This window comes from Heyndrickxia acidicola (assembly GCF_001636425.1).
Lineage (GTDB): Bacteria > Bacillota > Bacilli > Bacillales > Bacillaceae_C > Bacillus_AE > Bacillus_AE acidicola.
In genome coordinates this window covers 4,592,958-4,616,867 of the sequence record NZ_KV440953.1, presented here as the reverse complement: position 1 = coordinate 4,616,867, position 23,910 = coordinate 4,592,958, and the positions used below count along the sequence as shown (strand labels likewise).

At 41.0% G+C, this 23,910-nt stretch carries 28 protein-coding genes; 6 read left to right on the top strand and 22 right to left on the bottom strand.

Features of this window, described 5'->3' with window-relative positions; all coding sequences use genetic code 11:
* The first annotated feature begins 19 nt into the window (after nucleotides 1–19).
* Nucleotides 20–712, top strand: coding sequence for a DUF2225 domain-containing protein (locus tag A5N88_RS21440; RefSeq protein WP_066270771.1), 693 nt, complete (start codon nucleotides 20–22; stop codon nucleotides 710–712).
* Nucleotides 713–790: 78 nt separating this feature from the next.
* Here the strand turns inward: A5N88_RS21440 and A5N88_RS21435 are convergent, their stop codons facing one another.
* Both A5N88_RS21435 and A5N88_RS21430 read right to left on the bottom strand, forming a co-directional pair.
* Entirely contained in the window at nucleotides 791–1,033 is a 243-nt protein-coding gene (locus A5N88_RS21435) for a YuzB family protein (protein WP_066269828.1), read from the bottom strand.
* A 258-nt stretch (nucleotides 1,034–1,291) separates the two neighbouring features.
* Nucleotides 1,292–1,627 (bottom strand): YuzD family protein, encoded by a 336-nt coding sequence (locus A5N88_RS21430; protein ID WP_066269827.1) that lies wholly within the window; start codon nucleotides 1,625–1,627, stop codon nucleotides 1,292–1,294.
* A gap of 134 nt (nucleotides 1,628–1,761) precedes the next feature.
* Between A5N88_RS21430 and A5N88_RS21425 the strand changes: the two genes are divergently transcribed.
* Nucleotides 1,762–1,998, top strand: a complete 237-nt coding sequence (locus A5N88_RS21425; protein ID WP_066269826.1) for a NifU family protein — start codon at nucleotides 1,762–1,764, stop codon at nucleotides 1,996–1,998.
* A 50-nt stretch (nucleotides 1,999–2,048) separates the two neighbouring features.
* Here the strand turns inward: A5N88_RS21425 and yutH are convergent, their stop codons facing one another.
* On the bottom strand, nucleotides 2,049–3,059 hold the full coding sequence (yutH, locus tag A5N88_RS21420; RefSeq protein ID WP_066270769.1) for a spore coat putative kinase YutH: 1,011 nt from the start codon (nucleotides 3,057–3,059) through the stop codon (nucleotides 2,049–2,051).
* A gap of 220 nt (nucleotides 3,060–3,279) precedes the next feature.
* Here yutH and A5N88_RS21415 point away from each other — a divergent pair, with 220 nt between their 5' ends.
* Nucleotides 3,280–3,780: a phosphatidylglycerophosphatase A family protein gene (locus A5N88_RS21415; RefSeq protein WP_066269824.1), complete on the top strand. Its 501-nt coding sequence runs from the start codon at nucleotides 3,280–3,282 to the stop codon at nucleotides 3,778–3,780.
* 212 nt (nucleotides 3,781–3,992) lie between these two features.
* Here A5N88_RS21415 and A5N88_RS21410 read toward each other — a convergent pair whose 3' ends face one another.
* Nucleotides 3,993–4,757 carry a TIGR01457 family HAD-type hydrolase gene (locus A5N88_RS21410; protein ID WP_066269823.1) on the bottom strand — a complete coding sequence of 255 codons (765 nt, stop codon included), beginning with the start codon at nucleotides 4,755–4,757 and terminating at the stop codon, nucleotides 3,993–3,995.
* 110 nt (nucleotides 4,758–4,867) lie between these two features.
* Complete coding sequence (locus A5N88_RS21405; protein WP_066269820.1) at nucleotides 4,868–5,311, bottom strand: DUF86 domain-containing protein; 444 nt, start codon at nucleotides 5,309–5,311, stop codon at nucleotides 4,868–4,870.
* A gap of 126 nt (nucleotides 5,312–5,437) precedes the next feature.
* Here A5N88_RS21405 and A5N88_RS21400 point away from each other — a divergent pair, with 126 nt between their 5' ends.
* Nucleotides 5,438–5,746 carry a cytosolic protein gene (locus A5N88_RS21400; RefSeq protein WP_066269819.1) on the top strand — a complete coding sequence of 103 codons (309 nt, stop codon included), beginning with the start codon at nucleotides 5,438–5,440 and terminating at the stop codon, nucleotides 5,744–5,746.
* 312 nt (nucleotides 5,747–6,058) lie between these two features.
* Here A5N88_RS21400 and A5N88_RS21395 read toward each other — a convergent pair whose 3' ends face one another.
* Entirely contained in the window at nucleotides 6,059–6,328 is a 270-nt protein-coding gene (locus A5N88_RS21395; protein ID WP_066269818.1) for a YutD family protein, read from the bottom strand.
* Between the two features lie 157 nt (nucleotides 6,329–6,485).
* Here A5N88_RS21395 and A5N88_RS21390 point away from each other — a divergent pair, with 157 nt between their 5' ends.
* Nucleotides 6,486–7,223, top strand: a complete 738-nt coding sequence (locus tag A5N88_RS21390) for a YhcN/YlaJ family sporulation lipoprotein (protein WP_083953248.1) — start codon at nucleotides 6,486–6,488, stop codon at nucleotides 7,221–7,223.
* Nucleotides 7,224–7,421: 198 nt separating this feature from the next.
* Here the strand turns inward: A5N88_RS21390 and lipA are convergent, their stop codons facing one another.
* Nucleotides 7,422–8,348: a lipoyl synthase gene (gene lipA / locus A5N88_RS21385; protein ID WP_066269817.1), complete on the bottom strand. Its 927-nt coding sequence runs from the start codon at nucleotides 8,346–8,348 to the stop codon at nucleotides 7,422–7,424.
* A gap of 167 nt (nucleotides 8,349–8,515) precedes the next feature.
* On the opposite strand from lipA, the gene A5N88_RS21380 reads away from it, so the two are divergent.
* The gene (locus tag A5N88_RS21380; protein WP_157090752.1) at nucleotides 8,516–9,508 is read left to right on the top strand and encodes a M23 family metallopeptidase; all 993 of its coding nucleotides are present in this window, start codon (nucleotides 8,516–8,518) and stop codon (nucleotides 9,506–9,508) included.
* Nucleotides 9,509–9,583: 75 nt separating this feature from the next.
* Here A5N88_RS21380 and yunB read toward each other — a convergent pair whose 3' ends face one another.
* From yunB to gcvH, 15 genes are all read right to left on the bottom strand, one after another.
* On the bottom strand, nucleotides 9,584–10,357 hold the full coding sequence (gene yunB, locus A5N88_RS21375) for a sporulation protein YunB (RefSeq protein ID WP_066269813.1): 774 nt from the start codon (nucleotides 10,355–10,357) through the stop codon (nucleotides 9,584–9,586).
* An 83-nt stretch (nucleotides 10,358–10,440) separates the two neighbouring features.
* Entirely contained in the window at nucleotides 10,441–10,743 is a 303-nt protein-coding gene (locus A5N88_RS21370) for a YunC family protein (RefSeq protein ID WP_066270761.1), read from the bottom strand.
* Nucleotides 10,744–11,118: 375 nt separating this feature from the next.
* On the bottom strand, nucleotides 11,119–11,652 hold the full coding sequence (locus tag A5N88_RS21365) for a YtxH domain-containing protein (RefSeq protein WP_066269812.1): 534 nt from the start codon (nucleotides 11,650–11,652) through the stop codon (nucleotides 11,119–11,121).
* A gap of 290 nt (nucleotides 11,653–11,942) precedes the next feature.
* The gene (locus A5N88_RS21360; protein ID WP_066269811.1) at nucleotides 11,943–13,313 is read right to left on the bottom strand and encodes a bifunctional metallophosphatase/5'-nucleotidase; all 1,371 of its coding nucleotides are present in this window, start codon (nucleotides 13,311–13,313) and stop codon (nucleotides 11,943–11,945) included.
* Nucleotides 13,314–13,342: 29 nt separating this feature from the next.
* On the bottom strand, nucleotides 13,343–14,188 hold the full coding sequence (locus tag A5N88_RS21355) for a DUF72 domain-containing protein (protein WP_066270757.1): 846 nt from the start codon (nucleotides 14,186–14,188) through the stop codon (nucleotides 13,343–13,345).
* A 474-nt stretch (nucleotides 14,189–14,662) separates the two neighbouring features.
* Entirely contained in the window at nucleotides 14,663–16,060 is a 1,398-nt protein-coding gene (gene sufB, locus A5N88_RS21350) for a Fe-S cluster assembly protein SufB (RefSeq protein WP_066269809.1), read from the bottom strand.
* Nucleotides 16,061–16,113: 53 nt separating this feature from the next.
* Nucleotides 16,114–16,545, bottom strand: coding sequence for a Fe-S cluster assembly sulfur transfer protein SufU (gene sufU, locus A5N88_RS21345; RefSeq protein WP_066269805.1), 432 nt, complete (start codon nucleotides 16,543–16,545; stop codon nucleotides 16,114–16,116).
* Nucleotides 16,535–17,764 carry a cysteine desulfurase gene (locus A5N88_RS21340; RefSeq protein WP_066269803.1) on the bottom strand — a complete coding sequence of 410 codons (1,230 nt, stop codon included), beginning with the start codon at nucleotides 17,762–17,764 and terminating at the stop codon, nucleotides 16,535–16,537. The genes sufU and A5N88_RS21340 overlap by 11 nt, the downstream gene beginning before the upstream one ends.
* The gene (gene sufD, locus A5N88_RS21335) at nucleotides 17,764–19,074 is read right to left on the bottom strand and encodes a Fe-S cluster assembly protein SufD (protein WP_066269798.1); all 1,311 of its coding nucleotides are present in this window, start codon (nucleotides 19,072–19,074) and stop codon (nucleotides 17,764–17,766) included. The genes A5N88_RS21340 and sufD overlap by 1 nt, the downstream gene beginning before the upstream one ends.
* Before the next feature lie 16 nt (nucleotides 19,075–19,090).
* Nucleotides 19,091–19,876 (bottom strand): Fe-S cluster assembly ATPase SufC, encoded by a 786-nt coding sequence (gene sufC / locus A5N88_RS21330; RefSeq protein WP_066269797.1) that lies wholly within the window; start codon nucleotides 19,874–19,876, stop codon nucleotides 19,091–19,093.
* A 261-nt stretch (nucleotides 19,877–20,137) separates the two neighbouring features.
* On the bottom strand, nucleotides 20,138–20,518 hold the full coding sequence (locus A5N88_RS21325; RefSeq protein WP_066269796.1) for a carboxymuconolactone decarboxylase family protein: 381 nt from the start codon (nucleotides 20,516–20,518) through the stop codon (nucleotides 20,138–20,140).
* A gap of 217 nt (nucleotides 20,519–20,735) precedes the next feature.
* A complete protein-coding gene (locus A5N88_RS21320) occupies nucleotides 20,736–21,668 on the bottom strand; it encodes a manganese-dependent inorganic pyrophosphatase (protein ID WP_066269793.1) in 933 nt (310 codons plus the stop codon).
* Nucleotides 21,669–22,369: 701 nt separating this feature from the next.
* Nucleotides 22,370–22,774, bottom strand: a complete 405-nt coding sequence (locus A5N88_RS21315) for an SCP2 sterol-binding domain-containing protein (protein ID WP_066269792.1) — start codon at nucleotides 22,772–22,774, stop codon at nucleotides 22,370–22,372.
* Between the two features lie 194 nt (nucleotides 22,775–22,968).
* Nucleotides 22,969–23,292, bottom strand: a complete 324-nt coding sequence (locus A5N88_RS21310; RefSeq protein ID WP_066269791.1) for a thioredoxin family protein — start codon at nucleotides 23,290–23,292, stop codon at nucleotides 22,969–22,971.
* A gap of 142 nt (nucleotides 23,293–23,434) precedes the next feature.
* A complete protein-coding gene (gene gcvH, locus A5N88_RS21305) occupies nucleotides 23,435–23,818 on the bottom strand; it encodes a glycine cleavage system protein GcvH (protein ID WP_066269789.1) in 384 nt (127 codons plus the stop codon).
* Between the last annotated feature and the right edge of the window lie 92 nt (nucleotides 23,819–23,910).

Genomic DNA, 23,910 nt, shown 5'->3' with positions numbered 1-23,910 from the left:
CATGAAAGGGTTTGAAGAAATGGAAGCAGTATCCCCTTTTTATGAGAAAAAGCTGGAATGCCGCTTATGTGGTGAATCCTTTACAACCACAAGGCTGCGTTCGAGATTTATCAAGATTGATCACTACGAAAAGGATTTTTGTCCCATCTACCAATCCAATGAAATCAACCCGCTTTTATACTATATTAATGTTTGCCCTCATTGCGGTTTTTCCTATTCGGATGATTTTTCCCGATACTTTCCTCCAGCTACAAAGGAAAATTTAATCGAAAAAGTTTGCAGCCATTGGGTTTCACGAGATTTTGGCAAAACACGAAGTATTCAAGCAGCGATTATAACCTTAAAGCTTGCTGCTTATTGTGCAGATATAAAAAAAGAGAAAAAGATTACGCTGGCAGGGTTGTACTTACGCATTGCCTGGCTTCACCGAATGGCCAGCCAGACGGGTGAAGAGCAGAGGTTTTTGAAGATAGCAGCAAGTCTTTATACTGATGCCTATTTGAGCGAGGATATTCAGAATACACAGATGTCCGAAATGAAGATATTATATCTTATTGCAGAACTGTCATACCGTACTGGACAATTCGATACAGCCGTAAAATATTTTTCCAGGATTATCGAAAGGCAAAACACAACAACAGAAAGAACGATTGTGGAAATGGCAAGGGATCAGTGGTCCGATTTAAGAGAGATTTTAAAAAAAGATGCATAGACATTTTCGAAATATCATTTTGTCTCATAGGGATACGGAAACGATTCTCCTATGAGACAATACTGTTACACCAAGAGCCTAAAACATAGGGTTTTCTTCCAGATAACGATATATATTCTCAACAAGCTCATCTGAAGTCTGAGCTTGTACAATTTCTCCATTCACAAGTGCAAAAAGGGATTCTGCACATAAATCACAGTAATCCAGGCAGCTGTACTCAACTATATCCAGGTTTGGATCATCCTCCAGCTTTTCTAATGCTTTGTAAGCCCCGCTAGCAAGATTGCTTACGCAAAATTCAATAATGGGATTCACTTTCATCACCTCACTACAAATGATTATGCCCTTTTCCTGAGAAATTCTCAATAAAAATGGCTTACTGCTGGCAGTTATACCTGTCTTAAGGTTTGGCACTGCACTGTATAAACAGAATGGCATAACTAAAAGGCAGGATACGGGCAATTTGGAGTATTTACGGGCGAAAAACTTAAGTTTACGGACGAAACAGGCATAAAGACCTAAACTTTTAGTGCTTTACCATATAAAAAAGCATTCTTATCCGAATGCTTTTTATGTGCCTTAATTTACTTCCGGCACTGTATATCCATATTGTTGGAGCTCTTCATAGATGGATTTGAGCCTTGGGTTTCCCTCTCCCACAATTTTCCCCTCGATTGTTACAACTGGATAAAACAAATCTTCATCTATAACTCTTTGAGCAAATTGCTGTATGTCCTCGTCCGTTGGAGGATTAAAAATATCAATGTAGCGGACTATCACTGGCTGATCCTGAAATTTCCTGGAAATGGCTGCACCAAGCCAGTCACAGGTATCTTTTGAGGATGGCAGGTTTACACAGCTCGCACAAATTTGTTCAGCACCATAAACCCGAATTTCTATTTGTTTTTCGACCATATTCTCTCCCCCTTAACACCATTCTACACAACAAATAATGAAACATAAATAGGAAAAAGAAAAGGATAGAATTCGATAATAGATTTTTTCTTTAAACCTTATTATAATAAGAGTATGGAAAGGAGTCGATACACATGTCTGAACAAACGATTAATGAACAAGTTCAAGAAGTTCTAGATAAATTGCGTCCATTTCTTCTTCGCGATGGCGGAGACTGTGAATTAGTTGATGTAGAAGATGGTATTGTTAAACTTCGCCTTCTAGGTGCTTGCGGAAGCTGCCCAAGTTCCACGATTACTCTAAAAGCGGGAATTGAACGTGCTTTATTAGAAGAAGTTCCCGGTGTTGTAGAAGTCGAACAGGTATTTTAATGATAAGCGATCCATTCGAGGATCGCTTTTTATTATCCTCACAGTCCTCCTTAAGGCCGTCCCAGCCACTCAATTTCAGGAATGTTCAACCTTCTCGCAGGAACCTCCGCCATTTCATAAAAGTGTTTTAAAAAAACCTCATAATCCTTTGCCTGCCGGACAATTCCGCGTATTTGGTCTTCCAGCTGAAATCTTGAGCTTTCTCCTCCAACCAAATAGTACTCTTCTACACATGTGAAATAGTGCAATGGGAAAAGCAATCGGGCAAAGATAAGCCGCATAGAAAATGGCGATAACGGTGTTACTGTTTGATAATCCTTCAAAAATCCTTGAATCTCCGGCTGAAAAGTTCGCTTATTTTTAAAATATTGATCGCGTATCCACTCCGCTATATCCCTGCTGCTGTGGTCAAAGACCCAATCAAAAGGATTGTGTATCCAAACTTCACTTCCCCATGCCCCTTTATAAAACCTCTCATGGCAAACCGTCCCGGTGTCATATTCGTAAGGCTCTTCATCGAGCTCTGTGTCCACTAAGTATTGGATAGCATTTTCGCATAACCCGAGGTAATAAGGAAATGACTCCACAAATACCCTGTGAAACTCAACATCTGATTGGTCCTGCATTTGCTGCACCCAGACCATTTCTATTTGTTCAAGTCTTTTTTCCCAGTAATTCTTCCATTCTCCTATGCTTGCCGCTGCCTTGATCTGTTTTGAAATGCTTCTCCCCCTTGCATGGAAGCGCGCCAGCTTCCTCCCTTCTTTTGCTGATTTAGGAGCTTCTATTATATTATTCTCCAAGAGGACAAAATCCTCGTCTTCATGTGTAACAAGGAACTTTTTGTCCTTAGAAGGATAGAAAGTCGATACATACCGGTCGCCTTCGGAGGCTAAATGCTCTGACATCTCATACAACTCTACAAGCACATCTTCCTTTATGTCTGTTACCCCTACAAGGGTGTAAATTTTATCCCTTCGAATAAACCTGCTGTAATTTCCATCCATAAAGGATCGTTCAGATTTAAGGCCAAAATATTCTTTTAAAATATCCACCGCCATAGCCTTCTCCTCCCTTCTCCTGTGCATCCGTCAGAAAATCCTCCTAAAAAGATTCCCTTTCTTCGCCTTATTGTCATATATATGTATCAGAACATGATATTTGTTTATTTTCTAGAAATATTAAAAACATGAAGATAAGGCAACAATAAAGGTATTAAAAAGGAAAAACTGAAATAATATATTCTCTTGATAAAAATACTTTGGAAAAGGTGAAAACGTAATGGAGAAGGAACCAACCATTTCTGTATCAGAACAAACTGCAAGAAGATGGCTGAAGGAACGGGGAGTAGAGATTGAGGATATTGGGGAGCTCGTTATGTTTCTCCAAAAAAAATACCACCCCAATTTAAAAATGGAGGAGTGCATAGAGAATATTCAACGCGTTATTTCTAAACGTGAGGTTCAAAATGCCATTCTGACCGGAATACAGCTTGATATTTTAGCTGAAAAAGGGCTGTTGGAACAGCCGCTGCAAGCCATCATCGAAGAAGACGAAAGCTTGTATGGTGTTGATGAAATCTTGGCGCTGTCGATTGTGAATGTTTACGGATCCATCGGCTTTACTAACTATGGCTATATTGACAAAATGAAGCATGGCATCCTGAAAAAATTAAATGACCATTCCAGTGGCTCCTGCCACACCTTCCTGGATGATATTGTGGGGGCCATAGCCGCTGCGGCTTCTAGCCGACTGGCTCATCGTGCTTCCCCGAATGGATAAGATAACGGATGAAAAAAGGATTCTTATGTGAAGGTCCTGTTAATTGGAGGCAGATCCACTTTTCTCAACCCTGTTGGCACTTTTCCTATGCCACTTGGATGTTTGAAATCAAATAAATCGACCTCCTTGAACATCCTAAAAAGTCATGCTGGTTTGTACAGCATGACTTTTTATTGGAGATATCCTTTTTGTCTCGTGCTATTGCTTCGATTTTACACATCCCACTCATCAAGTGAATCAATGGCATAGGTAGGCTTTTGATCCATCTCCGCCAGGATTTCTCTTGTAGTTACGCCTGTATGAACAAGCAAGGTATCCATCCCTGCTTTCAGCCCTGCTAAAATATCCGTATCGTAATAATCTCCCACCATAATTGTCTCTTCTTTTTTTGTACCCAGGTAAGCAAGGGCTTGTTCCATAATAATCGACTCCGGCTTCCCAATAAAAATTGGCTGGGTTTGCGTTGAAACGGTAATAACGGATGTAATGGAGCCATTGCCTGGCAGAAGTCCCCTTTCGGTTGGCAGCGCAATGTCGGCATTCGTAGAAATGAAAACGGCTCCGCTGCGGACAGCAAGACATGCCAGGGCAAGCTTTTCGTAATTGAGCTCGCGGTCGATGCCAACTACAACAAAATCAGGCTTGTCTGCTGTAATGCTGAAGCCTTTTTCTCTAAGGGCAGTTTGAATGCCTTCTTCTCCAATTACATAAACAGAAGCATCCTGCTTTCTATCAAAAATAAATTGAGCCGTAGCCATTGAAGTAGTAAATACCTGTTCTTTTTTAGTCGGAATATCAAATCCTGATAATTTTTCAGCAACCTGCAGAGGGGTACGAGACGAATTATTGGTTACAAACAGGTAAGGAATTCCTTTGCGATTTAAGCGCTCTATAAAATCACCGGCTGCATCAATTTTCTCTTTTCCTTTATACATGGTACCATCTAAATCAATCAAATACCCTTTATACTTTTTCATTTACTGCATCCCTCTCTCATCCATCCGATTCAAAAAGCACTCCATTTTATGTAAAGGAACGGATGCCTCTATTCCCTCGCTATTACCTATTCTTGCCATAACCTGGTGAATCAATCATTGTTTTTAAAAGCAGAGACGGGTCCAAGCTCATTGGTTAAATAGAGGCGAACCTTATTTGGAAATAATAACAGCACCTCTCTGAATCGGCGGAATGACTCCACTAATTCTGAGGAGTTCACAGCGGCATAGTCCTGTACAAGAACTTTCCTGTAAGAGACTGTTTTCATTATCACTTTGGACATCTCCTGTGTAATGACCTTTTCATCTGTCAAAATATCGATAATGTCCTCATAGCTTCCAGGATCACGCATAATAAATCCATCAATGATAGCATTTCCTACATCCAGAATAGATTCAATAATCGTATGAGCCAGCCTTTCAAAAGCAGCCTTTTCCAGTTCAGTTTCCCATTTATCCCTGCTGTCCATTAAGTGCAGCTGATGTTCCATATATTGCAAATTTCTCTCGATTTTTTCACGGTCAACAAAATACATGGCTTACACCCTTCCTTGTGGCTTGTACAACTTATTTTACCATAATATCTGCTGAGAGCGTTACCAAACGAATGGATAGAATACATCATGCCATACTAACAACAAACGACCAGAAAGGAGTTTAAAATGACGGACGAAAAATACGAGAACAAAGACAAAGAAAAAATGCCCTATACTGATTTTTCCACTGTAGAAACCCAAAAGAATTTCTATATCCCAGAAGATTTCCCAGAAGGGCCTTATGGTTCGCCGAGAGGAGTTGAGGAGGCTGTGAAGGGGAAATCCGAATGGAGAAAAGGAAACCGGCCATACAGTGCATTTAATTATGAGTTTAAATCTTTTCACCAGGATCTTCCTCGTGAATTTCCAGGCTCCCACCCTACGCACGATGACTCTAATGTCAATCAGGAGCCCCCTTATGACGAAAGCAACTAATTTAAAATTTTATTCAAGAATTTTCAACAGGGAGAGCTGATATTTTTGGCTCTCCTTTCATATTTAGATTTTGATAAGGATCAAATGATAATTTGAATGGATGCGTGAGACTTCTTAAATGAAGGTTTGAGTGCCTGGAGCGAAAGTCAACTAGCAGGACGAACAGAACAACACTCAGATCTGAGAAAAAGCTCACTGGCAAATTGAAGACAGAGTTGATTGGAGCGGAAGGTGGGCCCTCCCTGCAGGGATAGCCTTACAAGCCAAATTTAAAAAAACCTGCAAGAAATCTTATGCAGGCCATGAAAAAGATTATATTTTTTTTACAACAAAGTAAGCGCACCCGAAATTACAGTATTCATATAAGTATTCATTTATTGTACTTATTTTTGTGTCATAGGTGGCCTTTGGATTCTGGTCGGAGAAAAAACCCTTAAGCCTTAACTGGCCATATCCCCAGTCCCCGACAATGAAATCATACTTTGTCAGTATATCACTGTAGCGCCCACGGAAAGCTTCTTCATTAAAGCCTTCTCGAAAGTCCTTCACTATCTCGTATGACAGATTTTGAACAGTAATCAATTCCTTCACCTCACAGGACGAAAATCGAATGGTTGTATCTTTAGTTTGTGAACAACCCCTAGAAAAGCCTTCTTCTTAAATTATAACGAATTCGCCAGCAATTACTAAGAAAAAAATTATTATACCAGTGCACTCTAAACACTAGGGGGTGTTTCCATTGAGAATAAGTGCCATGAAGGAATCGAAAAATCTTTCCTTCCTCATTATAACAATCCTGTGCTTTGCTTTGCTGGCAGGTTGCAGTTCCAAAAACAACAATAAGGCTGCCATCGACCCGGGAAATTCAGGTATTTATATAAAAAGCGGCAATACCATTAACCAGTATGACCGTGAGGAACTTCTCAATCCTAATAAAGTCGATACTCAGGCAAAGCAATCACAGGAATTTGGCTATGTCCGCCAGGTAAAAAATTCCCTATCGGGTGGTAATATCCACAATAAGGATATCTATACGATTAATCGCGAAAAGGTAGCAGACACCATCAGCAAATTGGCTGTATCTTTGCCAGACGTTCATGATGCTGCTTCACTTGTTACCGACGAAGAGGTGCTTGTGGCATATCAGACAAAAGCAAAAGGAAAAAAAGCTCGCTTTGATATTGCCGACCAGGTAAAGCGGACAGCAATGTCTGTTGTTCCACGCTGGTACCATGTGTATGTGACAGATGATCCCGCTTTAAGGCGAAATGTAGAAAACCTAGCATCCTTGAATGGCCGATCACCAAATCGAGAGTCCATGATTCAGAATACGGTAAAAATGATGCTAAAAAACTCGCCTCAAGGACGCAGAATGTCTTCAGGCGAAAATGCAAATGGTGAAGCTACCAATGAATTGAATGGCAAAATCCCAGACCCCAATGATTACCGCAAACAAAAAGAAAGCGGCAATCTCTAAAGAAAAGCGAAAGCGCCTTGCTCATCAGCGTACAGATTTCATAGTCTACGACTGAGATAAAGGAAACTAGATGTTGACTTATCGTAGGGAGTAGACGTAGAAATCTGCTAGCTGATAGGCGCTGGAGCTAGACAATGAAAAGCGAAAACACCTAATTATAGGTGGAAAAAACTGCGCCCCGTTGGACGCAGTTTTTCCTTAGTTTGCTTCTTGGACGACTTTTTCTTCACCTAACGCCTGTTTAGCCTTTGCTGCCGCATTTACCTGTTCATCTGCATGATAGGAAGAACGGACAAGCGGACCTGCTTCACAGTGGCTGAAGCCTTTTTGGAGAGCGATTTCACGAAGCTCCGCAAATTCATCAGGATGATAATATTTTTGTACTTTAATATGCTTTTTAGACGGCTGCAAATACTGTCCAAGCGTTAAAATATCTACATTATTTTCACGAAGGTCGTCCATCGCCTCGATGATTTCTTCCTTTGTCTCTCCTAATCCAAGCATAATGCTGGATTTTGTAGGAATATCCGGCTGCATTTCTCTTGCACGTCGGAGGAATTCAAGGGAGCGCTCATATGTTGCCCGTGCGCGTACTCTTGGAGTTAATCGTTTTACGGTTTCGATATTATGATTTAATATGTCCGGGCGTGAGTCCATTAAAGTCTTTAGGTTTTCATACTCACCCGCCATATCGGAAGGAAGTACCTCTATAGAAGTAAACGGGCTTTTCCGTCTGATTGCCCTTACAGTCTCAGCAAATACTGCTGATCCGCCATCCTTCAGGTCATCTCGAGCTACCATTGTAATAACCACATGTTTCAGGTTCATTAGCTGAACTGAATCAGCAACACGCTCAGGTTCTTTCCAATCGAGCTCTGATGGAAGACCGGTTTTAACAGCGCAGAACCGGCAGGCACGTGTACAAACATCCCCCAGGATCATAAAGGTGGCTGTGCGGCGTACGGCCCAGCACTCATGAATATTTGGGCATTTTGCTTCTTCACAGACTGTATGTAAATTTTGTTCTCTCATCATTTTCTTTAAGCCAGTATAGTTGTCATTCGTATTTAATTTTATTTTTAACCAATCTGGTTTGCGTAAATACTCATCCCGGTTGTTCTTCATGATATCATCTCCATATTTAATCTATGTCAAGTATCCGCTCTCACTTTATCATACTAAACGCTCATTATACAAGCAATGGACCTTTTTTATTACCAATATTTTTTATTTATGAAAAGGGCTTTCATACACAAAATAATCACAGGCAAGTACCATAAAGGAGGCTCGGAATGTTGCATATCATTCGGGTAAGCTTTCTCAGCTTGATCTTATGTTTTCTTATCCCTTCTCTTGCCAAAGCGGCAGAGGTGAGTGACCAAAAAATATTTCAGGCGAGAATGAATTTATATAAGAGTTTGGAGGCTGCCACCCAGATCCCTTGGTATTATCTTGCAGCGGTAGACCATTATGAGCGCAGCCTCAGATCGGCAAGAACCGACCTTCCAAAACCCACTGGGGTAACAGGCATTTATATTCCTCCTGAAAAGTGGTCGGGATGGCTGAATCCAAATCACTTTGATGACCACCCCCTCTCCATCCTTATTTTTGACGGAATGGGTGTAGACGGGAATGGAGACGGCAAAGCAAGCCTCAAAGAGGATGAAGATATTCTTTTTTCTTTTGCACATTATATATTAAATTACGGCATTGATGACGACCATTTCCGAATGGCTCTTTGGAATTATTATAAAAGGGATAAAGCAGTAGGACTGATTTTGGAGAAAGCAAAACTTTATCAGCATTTTGGGAAGCTTGACTTAAACCAAAAAGCATTTCCCCTTCCTCTGCGTGCCAACTACAGCTATCGCAGTACCTGGGGCGACTCACGAGGCTGGGGCGGCAAGAGAGTCCATGAAGGTACGGATATATTTGCAGATTATGGGGTACCGGTTAAAGCTACGACCTATGGAATCATTGAAATGAAGGGCTGGAATAAATACGGCGGCTGGAGAATCGGTATCCGTGATATCAATAATACCTATCATTATTTTGCACATTTAAGCGGATTTTCCAAAGGGCTTAAGGTTGGCCAAATCGTGGAGCCCGGTATGGTAATCGGAGGAGTCGGAAGCACGGGATACGGTCCCCCTGGGACATCTGGCAAGTTTCCCCCTCACCTCCATTATGGAATGTACAAGGACAATGGAAAAAGGGAATGGTCTTTTGATCCATACCCGCATTTAAGAACATGGGAAATTCTTGAAAAAAAGAAAAGGAAATAAGCAGTCTCCGTCAAAGGATAAAAGATAAAGAATGGGCAGCTGCATGAAAAAGCTTCGGCATATGCCGAAGCTTCTTTATTTCCCTGTGTTAGACTTCGACGGAATTTGAATCGTTGGAGAACCCCCTGTTCCACTGCCATTAAAATACTGCGGCACCTCACCCGGAAAGTATCCCAACACGCCGATTGGCACATCTTCTTTATAATGGGTCATAGCTGTTTCAAAAGGAACAATGACCTGAACATTCACTTCAATGTGCATCATTACCGAAACTTTTGAGTTATTAATGCCTGAAGGTACAACGTCATATTTAATATCTGGTATTACATCCCCCACAAAGTGGAATTGAACCGGTATTTTTGGTCCTAAATTTCCCAGCAGTGCTACCTTTGTTGCTTCACCAAGAGGAACCGAATAAACCGTTCCTTTTCGTTTGTTTTCTGGTGTATTGTTGACGGAAAGGTTTGTAAGGTTTTCAAGAGCCGCTGTGTCTCCATCCTCAGCTTTCTTTAAATTAATCAATATGAGATTGGTCACTTCCGTTTTTACTTTGTTAATGACAGGAGAATTCTGTGTGACTCCTGTGATATCACCGTTATTATTGCGGTAGATGGTCACCATGTCCTTATAATCTGTTGTTGCTTTTTGATTGACCGCATTATTTACAACCAAAGAGGCAATTTTTTGCGTTTCCGTTTCTGCAAAGCTCATTAAGGTCGGTTTAATGGCCTTATCTACAATCCATAAGCCTATCAGCGTTGAAAAAATAAAAAAGGAAAAGGAAAGCAACAGAACATATTTGAACGGCAGAGGGCCTCGCCGGGATTTTCTTGTACGCATTTTGGGCATGAAAAATCCCCTCCTTACAAGCTATATGTATGCTTGTAAGAAAAGGATTAGCTCAAAAAAAGATTATTTTTTCAGCTGTATTCCTACAGCATTTTTAAAAGAGCTTCCCTTCCCTTTATCCCCGGGATAATGCCGAGATTTTCTGCCTCCTTCGTGACCGATTCCAAAGGGGCATCCAGAAGCTCATCAATAGTTGTTACACCAACGGCTCTGCCAGCAATAATCTTTCTATGGCTCAATCGTTCATTCAAAAGTCTAATATCCAATGCTCCGCACATGATATACCCCTTAAGGCCTGCAACTGTAAGTAGGGTTGTCTTGGGCAGCCTAACCGTCGTAGCAATAAAAGGATTGCCACGAATGAAAACCTGGTCGACTATCACCATGTCCTTTTCTCCTCTCACAATAATAAAGATTTGTTTATGATTATCTTTATGAGAGGAAACAAAAGTGATGCCTGCAAAATCATAAAGAAGGATTATTTTTACAGACTCATTCGTAAGCTTTATTGTATTTGGATTAAGGCTCTTATCAAAAACTTTGTTGCTAATTGAAACAAAAAAATGCTTAAAAATCCACATTCAGTATACTTGTGAATCGAAAAGATGCCACAGTTACAAACAAAATACGGGTTTATTTCTAAGAACAACAGCATGTACTAAAGGCTATCAATTCAAAAAAACAGCCGACAAGAACTTTGTCTCGCCAGCTGTGGTATTACTATTTAAATAAAGGTTTAGGGGACAGTTTCTAAAATTAGTTTATTTTAATGTATCCGGTGGATTGTGCAGCGAATGGCCGGAGCCTTCATGGGATTCCAGACTGGCGTTTTTGTTGCTTTCCTTTAATAAAGAATTTTCTGAATCGGCCATCGCGGAATCCATCAGTTCTGATCCGGCTTCAGCAAACTTCGACCCTATTTCCTTCAAATCCTCCGTCATGTATTTGACACTTGATAGTGCATCCTTAGATATGTCCTTTACATCATTTACTTTTCCAAAGATGCCTTCATTCACATTCTCATAAAGGTGCTGCAAATCATTCATGGCATCCTTTAGTGTAGCGGCTGCCGTTTTAAAACGTTGCATCATTTGTTCCTTTACTTCCCCTGGGTTGTCCTTGACATGAGATATCATGTCCATCGAGGAGTCCTTAATGTCCATTGCTGTTTCTTTCATTTTATTTCGTGTTGAGGAATCAAGCATTGCAATGAGAGCACCTACAGCTCCTCCAATCATTATTCCCTTTAGGAGTTTACTGTTGGAGCTTTGCTGCCTCATTCTCTGTTCTACCATTTTCCTTCCTCCTTTTTTCTGCCTGTCTAATTTTTCTCATTCCCGGTAATCCTCTTATTCAAACAGATTTCCTTTCCTTTTATAAGGATTGCTCTATTAAAGCTGTATGCTAATGATGATGTAGACATGTTTGATTTGGACAAACAAACAGGTTTAATGCAGCGATTAAAAAAAAGATATCTATGCTAAAAAACAACAGAGATTTCTAACAAAGCCTATTTAATAAAAAATTTATGCTTATCCTTCAAAAAAACCCCCACCTGATGCTATCCAGATGAGGGCTTTTCATTTTATAAGTAATCCCTGCGTAATTTCCACTTAAGGACATCCCGAAGAAATTCAGGCATATGGTATTTTTTGGGCAGACGATATAATTCAGGAAAGAAATGGCCGAAGGTGTACATGTCAACGGTCGCTAACGTGTATTCCTTTGTTCGATCAAGCTTCTTTCCTTTTATATTAATTTCGCTAGTCTCTTTATTGATTTCGATGTTCCGGTAGACAAATACCCCAAGAATTTCACCACGGAACCCAAGTCCTTTTAGTTCCCATTCCGGCCAGTCAGGATTCAAGGTTTGAAGAATGACGGATTCTAAATCTTTTCCTGATAGCTTGAAAGAACAAGGATTTATCGGATGCGGTAAAATCCGGTGGACGTCATAATCTGTTACGACGCCCTTCTTAAGATTGCCCATTACAAGACCTGATTGCAAAAAGGCACAGTCCGCTTCACACCATTCCGCCAGCGCCTCACAAAGATAGGAGGGAAGCAGGGATTCTTGAAACCATTCTGTCATTAAGCTTTCAGGCAGCGTGGCGACTGAATGGTTCATGAGCGCTCTCCCCTGCTCCTGGAACCATTGTATTTCTTTTTCCTCAGAAGCCGGTGGTTCAAGGTTTCCCGTTTCAAAAAGCACCGCACTTTTTTCAGTGACTTTCTTTTTTACTTTATCCAGCTGTAATTGAACATACCCAACGTAATGCCCATGTTTTCCTCCAGCTCCCAATAAAGACTGGTTCAATCTTCTGCCATGTTGAAGTACGTGGTGAGTGTGGCCTCCAAGAATAAGATCAACTTCAGGGTATAGCTCAGCAATTTTTTCATCATCCTGAATCCCTAAGTGAGAAAGGAGAATGATGATATCCGCTTCTTCCTTTAAAGCAGCAAGCTGGTCAGAAAGCTCTGTAAAGGGCTCACGAAGCTGCCACCCAAGCAGTCTATAAAGCTTTTCAAAGTATGCAGTGACCGCTGTAACGCCTATTTTGATACCATGTTTTGTTTGATATATTTTTCTCGGAATGGTCCAGGCAGGCCTTTGATTGCCGTTTTCTTTATACAAATTAGCTAAAATTAGATCAAATGCTCTGTCATGATAAAGCTCATCAAGATCATGGTGAGCGAGAGTAATTCCTTCGTTATTGCCAATTGTCGCTGCCGTATATCCCAGATCGTTTAAAAGCTTGATATTCCCTTTTCCGAGAGTTCCCTCTGTATAAGGATGCCAGCGATCTACATGATCACCAATATCAAAAAGGAAAACCTCTTCCCCATCTCGGGCATGTCCTGATTTTTTTTCCTGTAAAAAATGGCGGATTTTCGGCCAGTTTTCAAAGTGGCTGTGAATGTCATTTGTATGATAAATGTGGATAGTTTCAGTCATGAACGTCTCTCCCAGTTTAGGATGAACCATTAAAATAAATCAAGCTGCCGAGGTGCAAGTCCGGTGTATGTTATGCCCAGCTCCTCGATCAATTGCAGAGCATTGTCGCTTGCGTCTCCTCCGGAATTATTATTAAAAATAATGTAGATCTCTTCAGTTTGTTCTTGCAGCAGCTTAAGTTTGTCCTTCCACTCCGCAAGCTCCTCCTGACTATAGCGGTACAGATATCGGACTTCACGCCAATCTCCTTGCGCTGGCCGGTTCCAGCCATACACATTTCTTCCGTGAAAACGAATCAGGGTTTCCTGTTTATCTGTGGCTTTTAGGATCGTTGGAATAGAACCCTGCCCTGCCTGCGGCTCGTCACAAATACTGTGAATCCAATTTTCATCCTCCATAAAGGAAAGCGTTTTGTCTATGTACTGCTGGGAAAACCATGATTGGTGCCGAAATTCCAAGGCAACAGGGATGCTTCCCATGTGCATCCTGCAGTAGCGAAGATAATCTACATGCTCCTTTTTGCAATCGAACCACGGGGGAAATTGAAATAGGACCATCTTCAGTTTATTAGCCTCTTGATAAGGCTTTAAGGATTGTATAAAGGCGTCAAACATTTCTTCCATTGTTTGAAAAGGGATTTCCCCTCTTAGATGGCCGGTCATTCCCTGATACGCTTTTACAATAAATTGAAAGGAGGACGGCGTTTCTTTTACCCATTTTCGGGCATTTCTTTCAGGCTGTACCGCATAAAAGGTGGAATCCACTTCAACAATTGGAAAAAAAGATGCGTATTCTCTTAGTTTCTCTTTTGTAGAGCTTCCATTTGTATAAAGGGCATCATGATCGCCCCAGCCTGCTAATCCAATATAAATCAAAGCAATCACCGCCTTTAAGTCCATCCCATTTTACCATAATTAAAGTGCAAGATAAAAAACTCTGTTTATACATTAAAAGCGGAAGCGCCTCGTTTATCGGCGTACGGATTTCGGAGTCTTCGACTGAGATAAAGGAAACACAGCGAGGGACGAGCTGATGTTAACTTATCGCAGGGAGGAGACGCAGAAATTCGCTAGCAGATAGGCGCTGAAGCTGGATAGAGAAAAGCGGAAGCGCCTCGTTTATCGGCGTACGGATTTCGGAGTCTTCGACTGAGATAAAGGAAACACAGCGAGGGACGAGCTGATGTTAACTTATCGCAGGGAGGAGACGCAGAAATTCGCTAGCCGATAGTCGCTGGAGCTGAACAGAAACTTCATTGGTTAAATACTTTTTTCAAAAAAATTTTAATGCTTTTTTTCTCAAATAAAAAACCCGTTTGAATAAATCAAACGGGTTCTCGCGAGATTCCATTATCCAATGGAGCCTTCCATTTCGAACTTAATCAAACGGTTCATTTCAACAGCATATTCCATTGGAAGCTCTTTTGTAAATGGCTCAATAAAGCCCATAACAATCATTTCAGTTGCTTCTTCTTCAGAAACACCGCGGCTCATCAAGTAGAATAATTGCTCTTCTGATACCTTAGATACCTTTGCTTCATGCTCCAATGAAATGTTGTCATTCAAGATTTCATTATAAGGAATCGTATCAGATGTTGATTGGTTATCCATAATCAATGTGTCGCACTCAATATTGGAACGGGCACCCTCCGCTTTGCGGCCAAAGTGCACAATTCCGCGGTATGTTACTTTACCGCCGTGCTTCGCAATCGATTTAGAAACAATGGTAGAAGATGTGTTTGGTGCAAGGTGAAGCATTTTTGCACCTGCATCCTGATGCTGGCCTTTACCGGCAATCGCAATAGAAAGTGTCATTCCGCGTGCCCCTTCACCCTTTAGGATAACAGCAGGATACTTCATGGTTAATTTAGATCCAATGTTGCCATCAATCCATTCCATCGTAGCATTAGCATCACAAACGGCACGCTTGGTAACAAGATTGTACACGTTGTTTGCCCAGTTTTGAATAGTGGTATAACGGCAATACGCATCCTTTTTAATGATGATTTCAACGACCGCACTGTGAAGGGAGTTTGTAGTGTAAACAGGTGCTGTACATCCTTCTACATAATGAACGTGTGCGCCTTCATCCACAATGATCAGTGTACGTTCAAATTGTCCCATGTTTTCAGAGTTGATACGGAAATACGCTTGAAGCGGCGTATCAACCTTTACACCAGGAGGAACATAGATAAACGATCCTCCAGACCACACAGCAGAGTTAAGAGCTGAGAATTTATTATCTGTGGGAGGAATTACCGTTGCCCAGTGCTCACGGAAAATGTCTTCATTTTCACGAAGGGCAGAATCCGTATCTTTAAACACGATTCCCATCTTTTCAAGGTCTTCCTTCATGTTATGATAAACAACCTCTGATTCATACTGTGCAGATACACCGGCTAAATACTTTTGCTCCGCTTCAGGAATTCCAAGCTTGTCAAACGTATTTTTAATTTCTTCAGGAACCTCATCCCAAGAACGCTCAGACTTCTCCGATGGCTTTACATAATAGGTAATTTCATCGAAATTTAATCCGGCCAAGTCCCCGCCCCATTGCGGCATCGGCATTTTGTAAAAATGCTCTAATGACTTTAAACGGAAATCAAGCATCCACTGGGGCTCATTTTTCATTTTTGAAATTTCTTCAACGATTTCTTTTGTCAATCCCCGTTTGGAACGGAAAATTGACACATCACGATCATGGAAACCGTATTTGTATTCCCCGATTTCAGGCATCTTCTTTGCCATAAATCATTCCTCCATTCTTATGTCAGGCATAGCTGTATAGAAAGCCAGCCGGTTTATTCTTCCTTCAACCCTTTTTCCATTGCCTTCCATGCAAGCGTGGCACATTTAATGCGGGCAGGGAATTTGGATACCCCTTGCAGCGCCTCAATGTCGCCAAGATCGATCTCATCATCATAATCCTTCCCCTGGACCATATCAGAAAAAATGTGTGACAGCTTATAGGCAGTTTCTACATCTTTTCCTATAATCATTTGGGTCATCATGGATGCTGATGACATGGAAATGGAACAGCCTTCGCCTTCGAACCTGGCATCGGTTATCTTTCCGTCTTCTACTTTCATCGTCAAGTGAATCCGATCGCCGCAGGTAGGGTTATTCATATCTATAGTGAGGTTACCATCTTCAAGAGTACCTTTATTTCTTGGATTTTTATAATGATCCATAATCACGCTTCGATAAAGCGCGTCTAGATTATTAGAAGACATCGCTGAAATACTCCTTTGTTTTGGCAAGCCCTTGGACGAGCTTGTCAATATCTTCTTCTGTGTTATAGAGGTAAAAGCTTGCCCTAGCAGTTGCAGACACATTCAGCCACTTCATTAACGGCTGTGCACAATGATGTCCGGCTCTGACCGCTATTCCCTCTGCATCCAGAACAGTTGCTACATCGTGTGGATGCACATCCTGAATGTTGAAGGTAACAAGTCCAGCTCTATCTTCAGACTTTCTTGGACCGTAGATAGACAGTCCTTCTATTTCGGACATTTTCTCTAAAGCATATGCAGCTAAATGATGCTCATACGCAGTGATTTGATCCATGCCGATTTCTTCAAGGAAATCAATCGCAGCCCCAAGGCCGATTGCTCCTGCAATGATAGGAGTACCGCCTTCGAATTTCCAAGGCAGCTCTTTCCATGTGGAGTCATAAAGATCCACAAAGTCAATCATTTCACCGCCGAATTCCACCGGCTCCATTTTTTCTAAAAGATGTTTCTTTCCATACATTACCCCGATACCGGTGGGGCCACACATTTTATGTCCTGAGAATGCAAGGAAATCGCAATCCAGATCCTGGACGTCTACGCGGACATGAGGAGCGCCCTGTGCAGCATCGACAACAAGATAGCCACCGTTTTCGTGTGTGATTTTTGCCACTTCTTTAATCGGGTTGATGGTGCCAAGAACATTGGAAACATAGGCCATAGCCACAAGCTTCGTTTGCGGTGTGATGGTTTTTCTCACATCATCCAACGAAATGGTTCCGTCTTCCTGCAGGGGTACATATTTTAACACAGCACCCTTCTGCTTTGCTAATTGCTGCCATGGAATTAGGTTGCTGTGGTGTTCCATATAAGTGATAACAATTTCATCACCTTCACCGACATTTTCTCGTCCAAAGCTTTGAGCAATGGTATTCATTGAGGTGGTGGTACCGCGTGTAAAGATAATTTCTTCCATAGAGGAAGCATTGATAAAACGCCGTACTTTTTCGCGTGCTCCTTCGTACTGGTCCGTTGCCAGTGTTCCCAAAGTATGCACACCGCGATGAACATTGGAATTATATTTGCGATAGTATTGTTCCACTGCCTCTATGACCTGTACAGGTTTTTGAGAGGTAGCCGCACTATCCAAATATACCAGTGGATGGCCATTGACTTCTTGGTTGAGTATTGGAAACAGCTCGCGTATCCCTTTGATATCCATTACTTAACTTTCCTTTCAATTACTTCAGTCAGCTGTTTTTTCACAGCTTCAATCGGCAATTGGTTTACGACAGGAGCCAGGAATCCATGGATGACTAAGCGTTCTGCATCTTTTCTGGAAATACCGCGGCTCATTAGATAATACAATTGATTAGGGTCAACTCGTCCAACAGATGCAGCATGTCCCGCCATAACATCGTCTTCATCAATTAATAGCATTGGATTGGCATCACCGCGTGCTTTTTCACTAAGCATTAACACACGTGATTCCTGTTCTGCATTAGACTTTGTAGCGCCATGCTCAATCTTGCCGATTCCATTAAAGATCGAGGATGCCGCTTCCGTCATAACACCATGCTTCAGGATAAAGCCTTCTGTATTTTTCCCAAAATGGGTAATATTTGTTGTGAAGTTTTGGGTTTGTTTTCCGCGTCCAACCACTACTGTTTTTGAATTTGCGTTGGATCCGTCTCCAAAAAGGTAGGTTGTATTGTCAGAAATGGTATTGCCATCGTTCATCATGCCAAGAGCCCATTCAATGGAAGCATTGCGTTTTGCTGCTCCGCGGCGGTTTACATACGTAGTGATGCCTTCTGCAAGGTGATCCACGCAGCCATAGGAGATTTTTGCATTGTCGTTTGCCACAAGCTCTGTAATGTTATTCAAAATACCTTTTGCTTCGCTGTTTACAGAAATATAGTTTTCAACATACGTAACAGCGCTGTTATCGTCTGCAACAACCAAAACATGGTTGAAAAGTGGAGCATCTGCATGATCCTGAACATATATAGTTTGGATTGGTTCCTTCACTTCCACATTTTTAGGGATGTAAAGAAAAGTTCCGCCGTTTACTAACGCCGCATGAAGGGCTGTCAGTTTGTGTTCATCCACTTTTACAGCATCCGTCATAAAATATTTCTGAACTAGCTCAGCATGGTCTTTCACAGCTGTGAAAATATCCGTAAAAATGACCCCCTGGGCTTTTAGTTCTTCAGATAAAGATAAAAATGCCGGAGTTTGGTTGTGCTGGATATACAAATTTTTATTCGTTTCTTCTGCTTCAATGACCAATTTCACTTGCTCAGGAAGCTGATCTAATGAATCATATGTTTCACTGTCCAATGCATGCTGTTCAAATTGTGTGAAATTCCAGTTTGTAATTCTTGTTTTATCAGGCCTCGGCATAGGAAGGTCTTCTGCTTTTTGTAAAGCATTCAGACGAAGCTCCGTAAACCATTGCGGCTCGCCTTTCTCTGCAGAAAAAGAGCGTACGTAATCCTGATTTACTGATAGTGTTGTTTCGACAGTCATTTTTATCCCCCTAACCTTAGGCTTCTTGACCTACAGTTTCGTCTTCAATACCAAGCTCTTGCTTAATCCAGTCGTATCCTTCTGCTTCAAGTCGCTGTGCCAGTTCAGGACCGCCGGACTTCACAACTCGGCCTTGCATCATAACATGAACAAAGTCAGGAGTGATGTAATTTAATAGACGTTGATAGTGAGTAATCATAATGCAGGAAAAATCGCTGCTGCGCATTTCGTTAATTCCTTTGGAAACGATCTTCAAAGCATCGATATCAAGACCGGAGTCAATTTCGTCAAGAATGGCAAATGCAGGCTTAAGCATCATCAATTGAAGGATTTCGTTGCGTTTTTTCTCACCGCCGGAGAAACCTTCATTTAAATAACGCTGTGCCATATCAAGATCCATTTCAAGGAATTCCATTTGTTTGTCAAGCTCGCGGATAAATTTCATTAGCGATACTTCATTACCTTCACCGCGTTTGCTGTTGATGGCAGAACGAAGGAAGTCGGCATTTGTTACACCGCTGATTTCACTTGGATATTGCATAGCTAAGAAAAGACCGGCACGTGCACGCTCATCCACTTCCATCTCAAGGACATCTTTGCCATCGAGTGTAATGCTGCCTTTTGTTACAGTGTATTTTGGGTGGCCCATGATAGCGGATGATAGAGTGGATTTACCCGTTCCGTTTGGTCCCATGATCGCATGGAATTCGCCGCTTTTCACTTCTAAATTAACACCTTTAAGAATTTCTTTTCCTTCTATTTCTACATGAAGATCCTTTATAATAAGTGTTGAACCTGCCATGATCATACCTCCGTGTTATATAAATTCTTGAATTGTCATTCTCAATTTATTCTCATTATAATCTTATAACAAATGAAAACTAATATCAACAGAGAAGGGTTTCATTTTAGCCTTCAGAAAACCTTGCCAAAAGAGCTGAATTGTGCCATAGGATGACTCCAACTTAGACATTTCAATCAAGAAAAATGAAAGGTCCCCCTTAGACGGCAAGTGGAAAATTGGACATAAAAAAGCCAGCATATTGAATGCCGGCTTATATGTTTAGTGCATGGGATTATTTTGTAGATACTGCACCGCATCCTGGACAAGTGTTACTCCCTGGCTCATCGCTGCTCCTCCGCCGAAGGCTGCCGTCACACCAATCGCTTCATATATTTCTTGTTCTGAGCAACCTTGATCCAAACATCCCTTTACATGATAGATAATGCAATACTCATCCTGTGCATAAAGGCTGATCCCCAACGCAATTAATTGCTTTTCTTTTTGGCTGAGCACCCCTTCTTTAAAGCACTCTTCAGTAAACGCATTATATTTGCTGGCGAGCTCCGGCATTTTTTGAGTAAACGTCCCCACTCCGGTTTTATAGTCAAGTAATGCATTATCAATTTGGTTTTGAAATTCAGTCAACGTATTCAACTCCATTTCCTATATCGATTTTCTTTACCATATAGATTGAAAATAGTTTTTTATAAAAGAGCTATTGATTTCCGCTCCAATCATAAGAACAAAAGCTTAAGTTCAACATTAATAGTATGTTTGCCAGCATAAAGAAATATGTAAACCATTTGATAAATCCATAATGGCAAAAGCAAAAAAAAAATCAGCCGTCCAACGGGCTGATCCTTTCCAAACTATATGATTAAGCTTGGTTGAAAACGTCTGTTAATACAGGTACAATTTGTTTCTTTCTGGAAACAACGCCTTTTAGAACAGCTGTACCGTTTTCAAGTGTCACATTAAATGCTTTTTCTACTTCCTGCGTTTTTGAACCAACTGCAAGAGCAACAGAATCGTTCGTTAAAATATCTGTTACCACAAATAAGAACAAGTCCAGGTTCTTGTCCTGAATTTGCTTTGTAATAACCTCTTCTAATTCCTTTTTAAGCCCCATTACTTCACTTGTATCAACAGCATTTACCTGTGCAATTTCCACTTTTGCACTTCCCATGCTGAATTCCTTTGCATCAAGCGAAATCAATTGTTCAACCGTTTTACCGCTTAAGTCCGCACCGGCTTTTAACATTTCCAAACCGTATGTTTCAGCGTCGACTCCTGCAACTTCCGCTAATTCTTTTGCAGCTGAAATATCTTCCTCCGTGCACGTTGGGGATTTAAATAATAAAGAATCAGAAATGATAGCAGAAAGCATAAGGCCAGCAATATTTTTTTCAATTGCAACGCCGTTTTCCTTATACATTTTATTTAAAATAGTAGCTGTACAGCCTACAGGCTCTGCACGGTAATATAATGGATCGCTTGTCTCAAAATTGGCAATGCGGTGGTGGTCGATTACTTCAAGAATGCGGACATCAGCAATATCATCAGCGCTTTGCTGGCGTTCGTTATGGTCAACCAGGATAACGTTTTTGGCTTCTCCTGCTACTTTGCCAACAAGTCTTGGAGCTTCGGCATGGAAGTGGTTTAAAGCAAATTGAGTTTCCCCGTTTACTTCTCCTAAGCGGACAGCCTCTGCATTTTTGCCCAGCTTATTTTTCAGGTCTGCATAGGCAATCGCTGAGCAGATCGTATCAGTATCAGGATTCTTATGGCCAAAAATTAGTGTTTTTTCCATCTCATTCTTCTCCTTTATATAGGGAACCCATTCCCGTAAGTCTAGTATGTAATCTTTCCTTAGATTTTATTTTAGCATATCTAAAGAGACAATTTCATTGTAAATGTTCTTTCCCATAATAGAAAGGAGAAGGATCAATTTTCATATGAATAGAATAGTTCATTTTGCATGCTAGGCACATCCACAGGAGTCTGTTATCTTCGGCTACAATCTACTTTAGATTCAGGTCAACATCGGGTTTTATTAGAGACATCAGTAGTGCCCTGTTCCTCCTGCTGGTTGATTTGCGCTTCACGCACTCGCTTTCCGCGGGGCGGTAGTGGAGCCTCCTCGTCGCTGTGCTCCTGCGGGGTCTCCCCTTACACGCTGATCCCGCAGGAGTCTCGCGCCTTCTGCTTCAATCAACTTTGGAATCAGACCACAACATTGTAATTTAAGAAAGACATGGGAGGTGCCCTGTTCCTCCTGCTAGTTGATTTTTACTGCAAGCATTTGCTTTCTGCAAACGATAAGCCCCTCCTCACTGCAAAAACTAGTGCTTATCTCCCCTAAATTGTTTTAATAGTTCCGCCCCCTCAGCATATGATAAAATCAACATAAAAAATCCAATAATAAAGACTTTATCTAAAGGAGACATCTTGGTTAAAGCTTAATTGAAGCCTTTATCCTGAAAAAGATTTTTTTAAAAAAAGCAGCATTATTTATATGGATTCTAGCAGATTAAGCGGATCATTTTCTGCAACTCCTTCATATTTGCGGCAGAGCCATAAAACAGCCTCTAATAATAGTAAATGCCTGAATGAACCCTCTACTTCAATATGGCCCATTTTTTTTAACTGGCTTAGTCTCACTTCTCCGTTCAGCAAAACCCTTAAAATAGACTCCGGGCCTGCAATTTCCAAATCTGCACTTGAACTGTTCTCCCCTGCCTGGTAATAAATATCCTGTTCAGAAAGGCTTATGATCCAAGACTCTTTGCCACTCTGTATTAACGCTGTAAATGGATTGCTGGGCAGCAGCTCCAACAAATGGCTGCGTTCTTCGAGTTTATAAAACAAACGATTTAAATACTTATCCACGATTTCCACATCCCGTCCATTTGTCATACGATTATATTCCTTGCCTTCTACCTTTAATCCTTTTACAATCGTTCAACATTATCCCCTATAAAAACATAAAAAAAGACAGCAGACCGATGATGCTTCCGCTGTCTTATCTATTTCCCAAGAAATATGTCATTTTATAGTTGCTTTTAATACACTTTTTCATGAATTAAAAATACCGGATCGAATGGGGATTTTTACTCAGACGGCCCGTTATTTTTGCTAGTCATTTTTTCATAAATGTAAGGTACAGAATGGAATGCATATAATTTTTCTTTTACCCGACCATTTTGAAAAAGAAGCAGGCAAGGGACACTTTCAATTGAAAACTTCTCTGCCATTTCAGGCATGAAGTTCAGGTCTGCCTTTCCAAAAGAGTAGCCTGTTTTAAGCTGCTCCACAACATCGAGCATCTTTGAAGCCACCTTGCAGGTCCCGCAAAGGGGAGTATAAAAGTACAGGGCAAAAGCCTGCTCATCGTGCTGCAGTATATGGATTTCATCTTGAGTCAGGATTCTCATTGTTCAATTCATCCTTTGCGTCTAGTTAAGGGCTTCTTTTCGCACAACATTGCTGAGTATAATTTTTCATCGTACATAGCAGTATCATACAAAAATAGTTAAAAAACACCTTGGAACAAGTCCAAGGTGAAGGAGAAAAATATTAATCTTCGTTAATCATTTCTTCATATTGCTCAGCTGTCATTAGGCTGTCCAATTCGGCTGCATCAGCTGGCTCTACTACGATCATCCATGCTTTGTCATATGATGATTCGTTCACATATTCAGGATTGTCCCCTAAATCTTCATTTACTTCTACTACTTTTCCGCTTACAGGCGCGTAAAGCTCAGAAACCGTTTTAACGGATTCAACGCTGCCGAATGGTTCATTTGCCGTAACTGTATCTCCTACTTCAGGAAGCTCGACAAAAACAATATCCCCTAATTCAGATTGAGCGAAATCTGTAATGCCGATACGGACATTACCGCCTTCTTGCTTAACCCACTCATGCTCTTCTGAATAACGCAATTCTTTTGGTACACTCATCCATATTCCCTCCATCTAATCATCCGTATTTCTACAAAATTCTTTACGTTTAAAAGTGAAGTTTCCCCTTCAAACAAATCTATTCACTTTAT

Bases quoted from the DNA above. Each gene is read 5' to 3' on its own strand.
- A5N88_RS21440 (WP_066270771.1), top strand. From the start codon at position 20: ATGGAAGCAGTATCCCCTTTTTATGAGAAAAAGCTGGAATGCCGCTTA.
- A5N88_RS21435 (WP_066269828.1), bottom strand. From the start codon at position 1,033: ATGAAAGTGAATCCCATTATTGAATTTTGCGTAAGCAATCTTGCTAGC.
- A5N88_RS21430 (WP_066269827.1), bottom strand. From the start codon at position 1,627: ATGGTCGAAAAACAAATAGAAATTCGGGTTTATGGTGCTGAACAAATT.
- A5N88_RS21425 (WP_066269826.1), top strand. From the start codon at position 1,762: ATGTCTGAACAAACGATTAATGAACAAGTTCAAGAAGTTCTAGATAAA.
- yutH (WP_066270769.1), bottom strand. From the start codon at position 3,059: ATGGCGGTGGATATTTTAAAAGAATATTTTGGCCTTAAATCTGAACGA.
- A5N88_RS21415 (WP_066269824.1), top strand. From the start codon at position 3,280: ATGGAGAAGGAACCAACCATTTCTGTATCAGAACAAACTGCAAGAAGA.
- A5N88_RS21410 (WP_066269823.1), bottom strand. From the start codon at position 4,757: ATGAAAAAGTATAAAGGGTATTTGATTGATTTAGATGGTACCATGTAT.
- A5N88_RS21405 (WP_066269820.1), bottom strand. From the start codon at position 5,311: ATGTATTTTGTTGACCGTGAAAAAATCGAGAGAAATTTGCAATATATG.
- A5N88_RS21400 (WP_066269819.1), top strand. From the start codon at position 5,438: ATGACGGACGAAAAATACGAGAACAAAGACAAAGAAAAAATGCCCTAT.
- lipA (WP_066269817.1), bottom strand. From the start codon at position 8,348: ATGAAGAACAACCGGGATGAGTATTTACGCAAACCAGATTGGTTAAAA.
- A5N88_RS21380 (WP_157090752.1), top strand. From the start codon at position 8,516: ATGTTGCATATCATTCGGGTAAGCTTTCTCAGCTTGATCTTATGTTTT.
- yunB (WP_066269813.1), bottom strand. From the start codon at position 10,357: ATGCCCAAAATGCGTACAAGAAAATCCCGGCGAGGCCCTCTGCCGTTC.
- A5N88_RS21370 (WP_066270761.1), bottom strand. From the start codon at position 10,743: ATGGTGATAGTCGACCAGGTTTTCATTCGTGGCAATCCTTTTATTGCT.
- A5N88_RS21365 (WP_066269812.1), bottom strand. From the start codon at position 11,652: ATGGTAGAACAGAGAATGAGGCAGCAAAGCTCCAACAGTAAACTCCTA.
- A5N88_RS21360 (WP_066269811.1), bottom strand. From the start codon at position 13,313: ATGACTGAAACTATCCACATTTATCATACAAATGACATTCACAGCCAC.
- sufB (WP_066269809.1), bottom strand. From the start codon at position 16,060: ATGGCAAAGAAGATGCCTGAAATCGGGGAATACAAATACGGTTTCCAT.
- sufU (WP_066269805.1), bottom strand. From the start codon at position 16,545: ATGTCTTCTAATAATCTAGACGCGCTTTATCGAAGCGTGATTATGGAT.
- A5N88_RS21340 (WP_066269803.1), bottom strand. From the start codon at position 17,764: ATGGATATCAAAGGGATACGCGAGCTGTTTCCAATACTCAACCAAGAA.
- sufD (WP_066269798.1), bottom strand. From the start codon at position 19,074: ATGACTGTCGAAACAACACTATCAGTAAATCAGGATTACGTACGCTCT.
- sufC (WP_066269797.1), bottom strand. From the start codon at position 19,876: ATGGCAGGTTCAACACTTATTATAAAGGATCTTCATGTAGAAATAGAA.
- A5N88_RS21325 (WP_066269796.1), bottom strand. From the start codon at position 20,518: ATGGAGTTGAATACGTTGACTGAATTTCAAAACCAAATTGATAATGCA.
- A5N88_RS21320 (WP_066269793.1), bottom strand. From the start codon at position 21,668: ATGGAAAAAACACTAATTTTTGGCCATAAGAATCCTGATACTGATACG.
- A5N88_RS21315 (WP_066269792.1), bottom strand. From the start codon at position 22,774: ATGACAAATGGACGGGATGTGGAAATCGTGGATAAGTATTTAAATCGT.
- A5N88_RS21310 (WP_066269791.1), bottom strand. From the start codon at position 23,292: ATGAGAATCCTGACTCAAGATGAAATCCATATACTGCAGCACGATGAG.
- gcvH (WP_066269789.1), bottom strand. From the start codon at position 23,818: ATGAGTGTACCAAAAGAATTGCGTTATTCAGAAGAGCATGAGTGGGTT.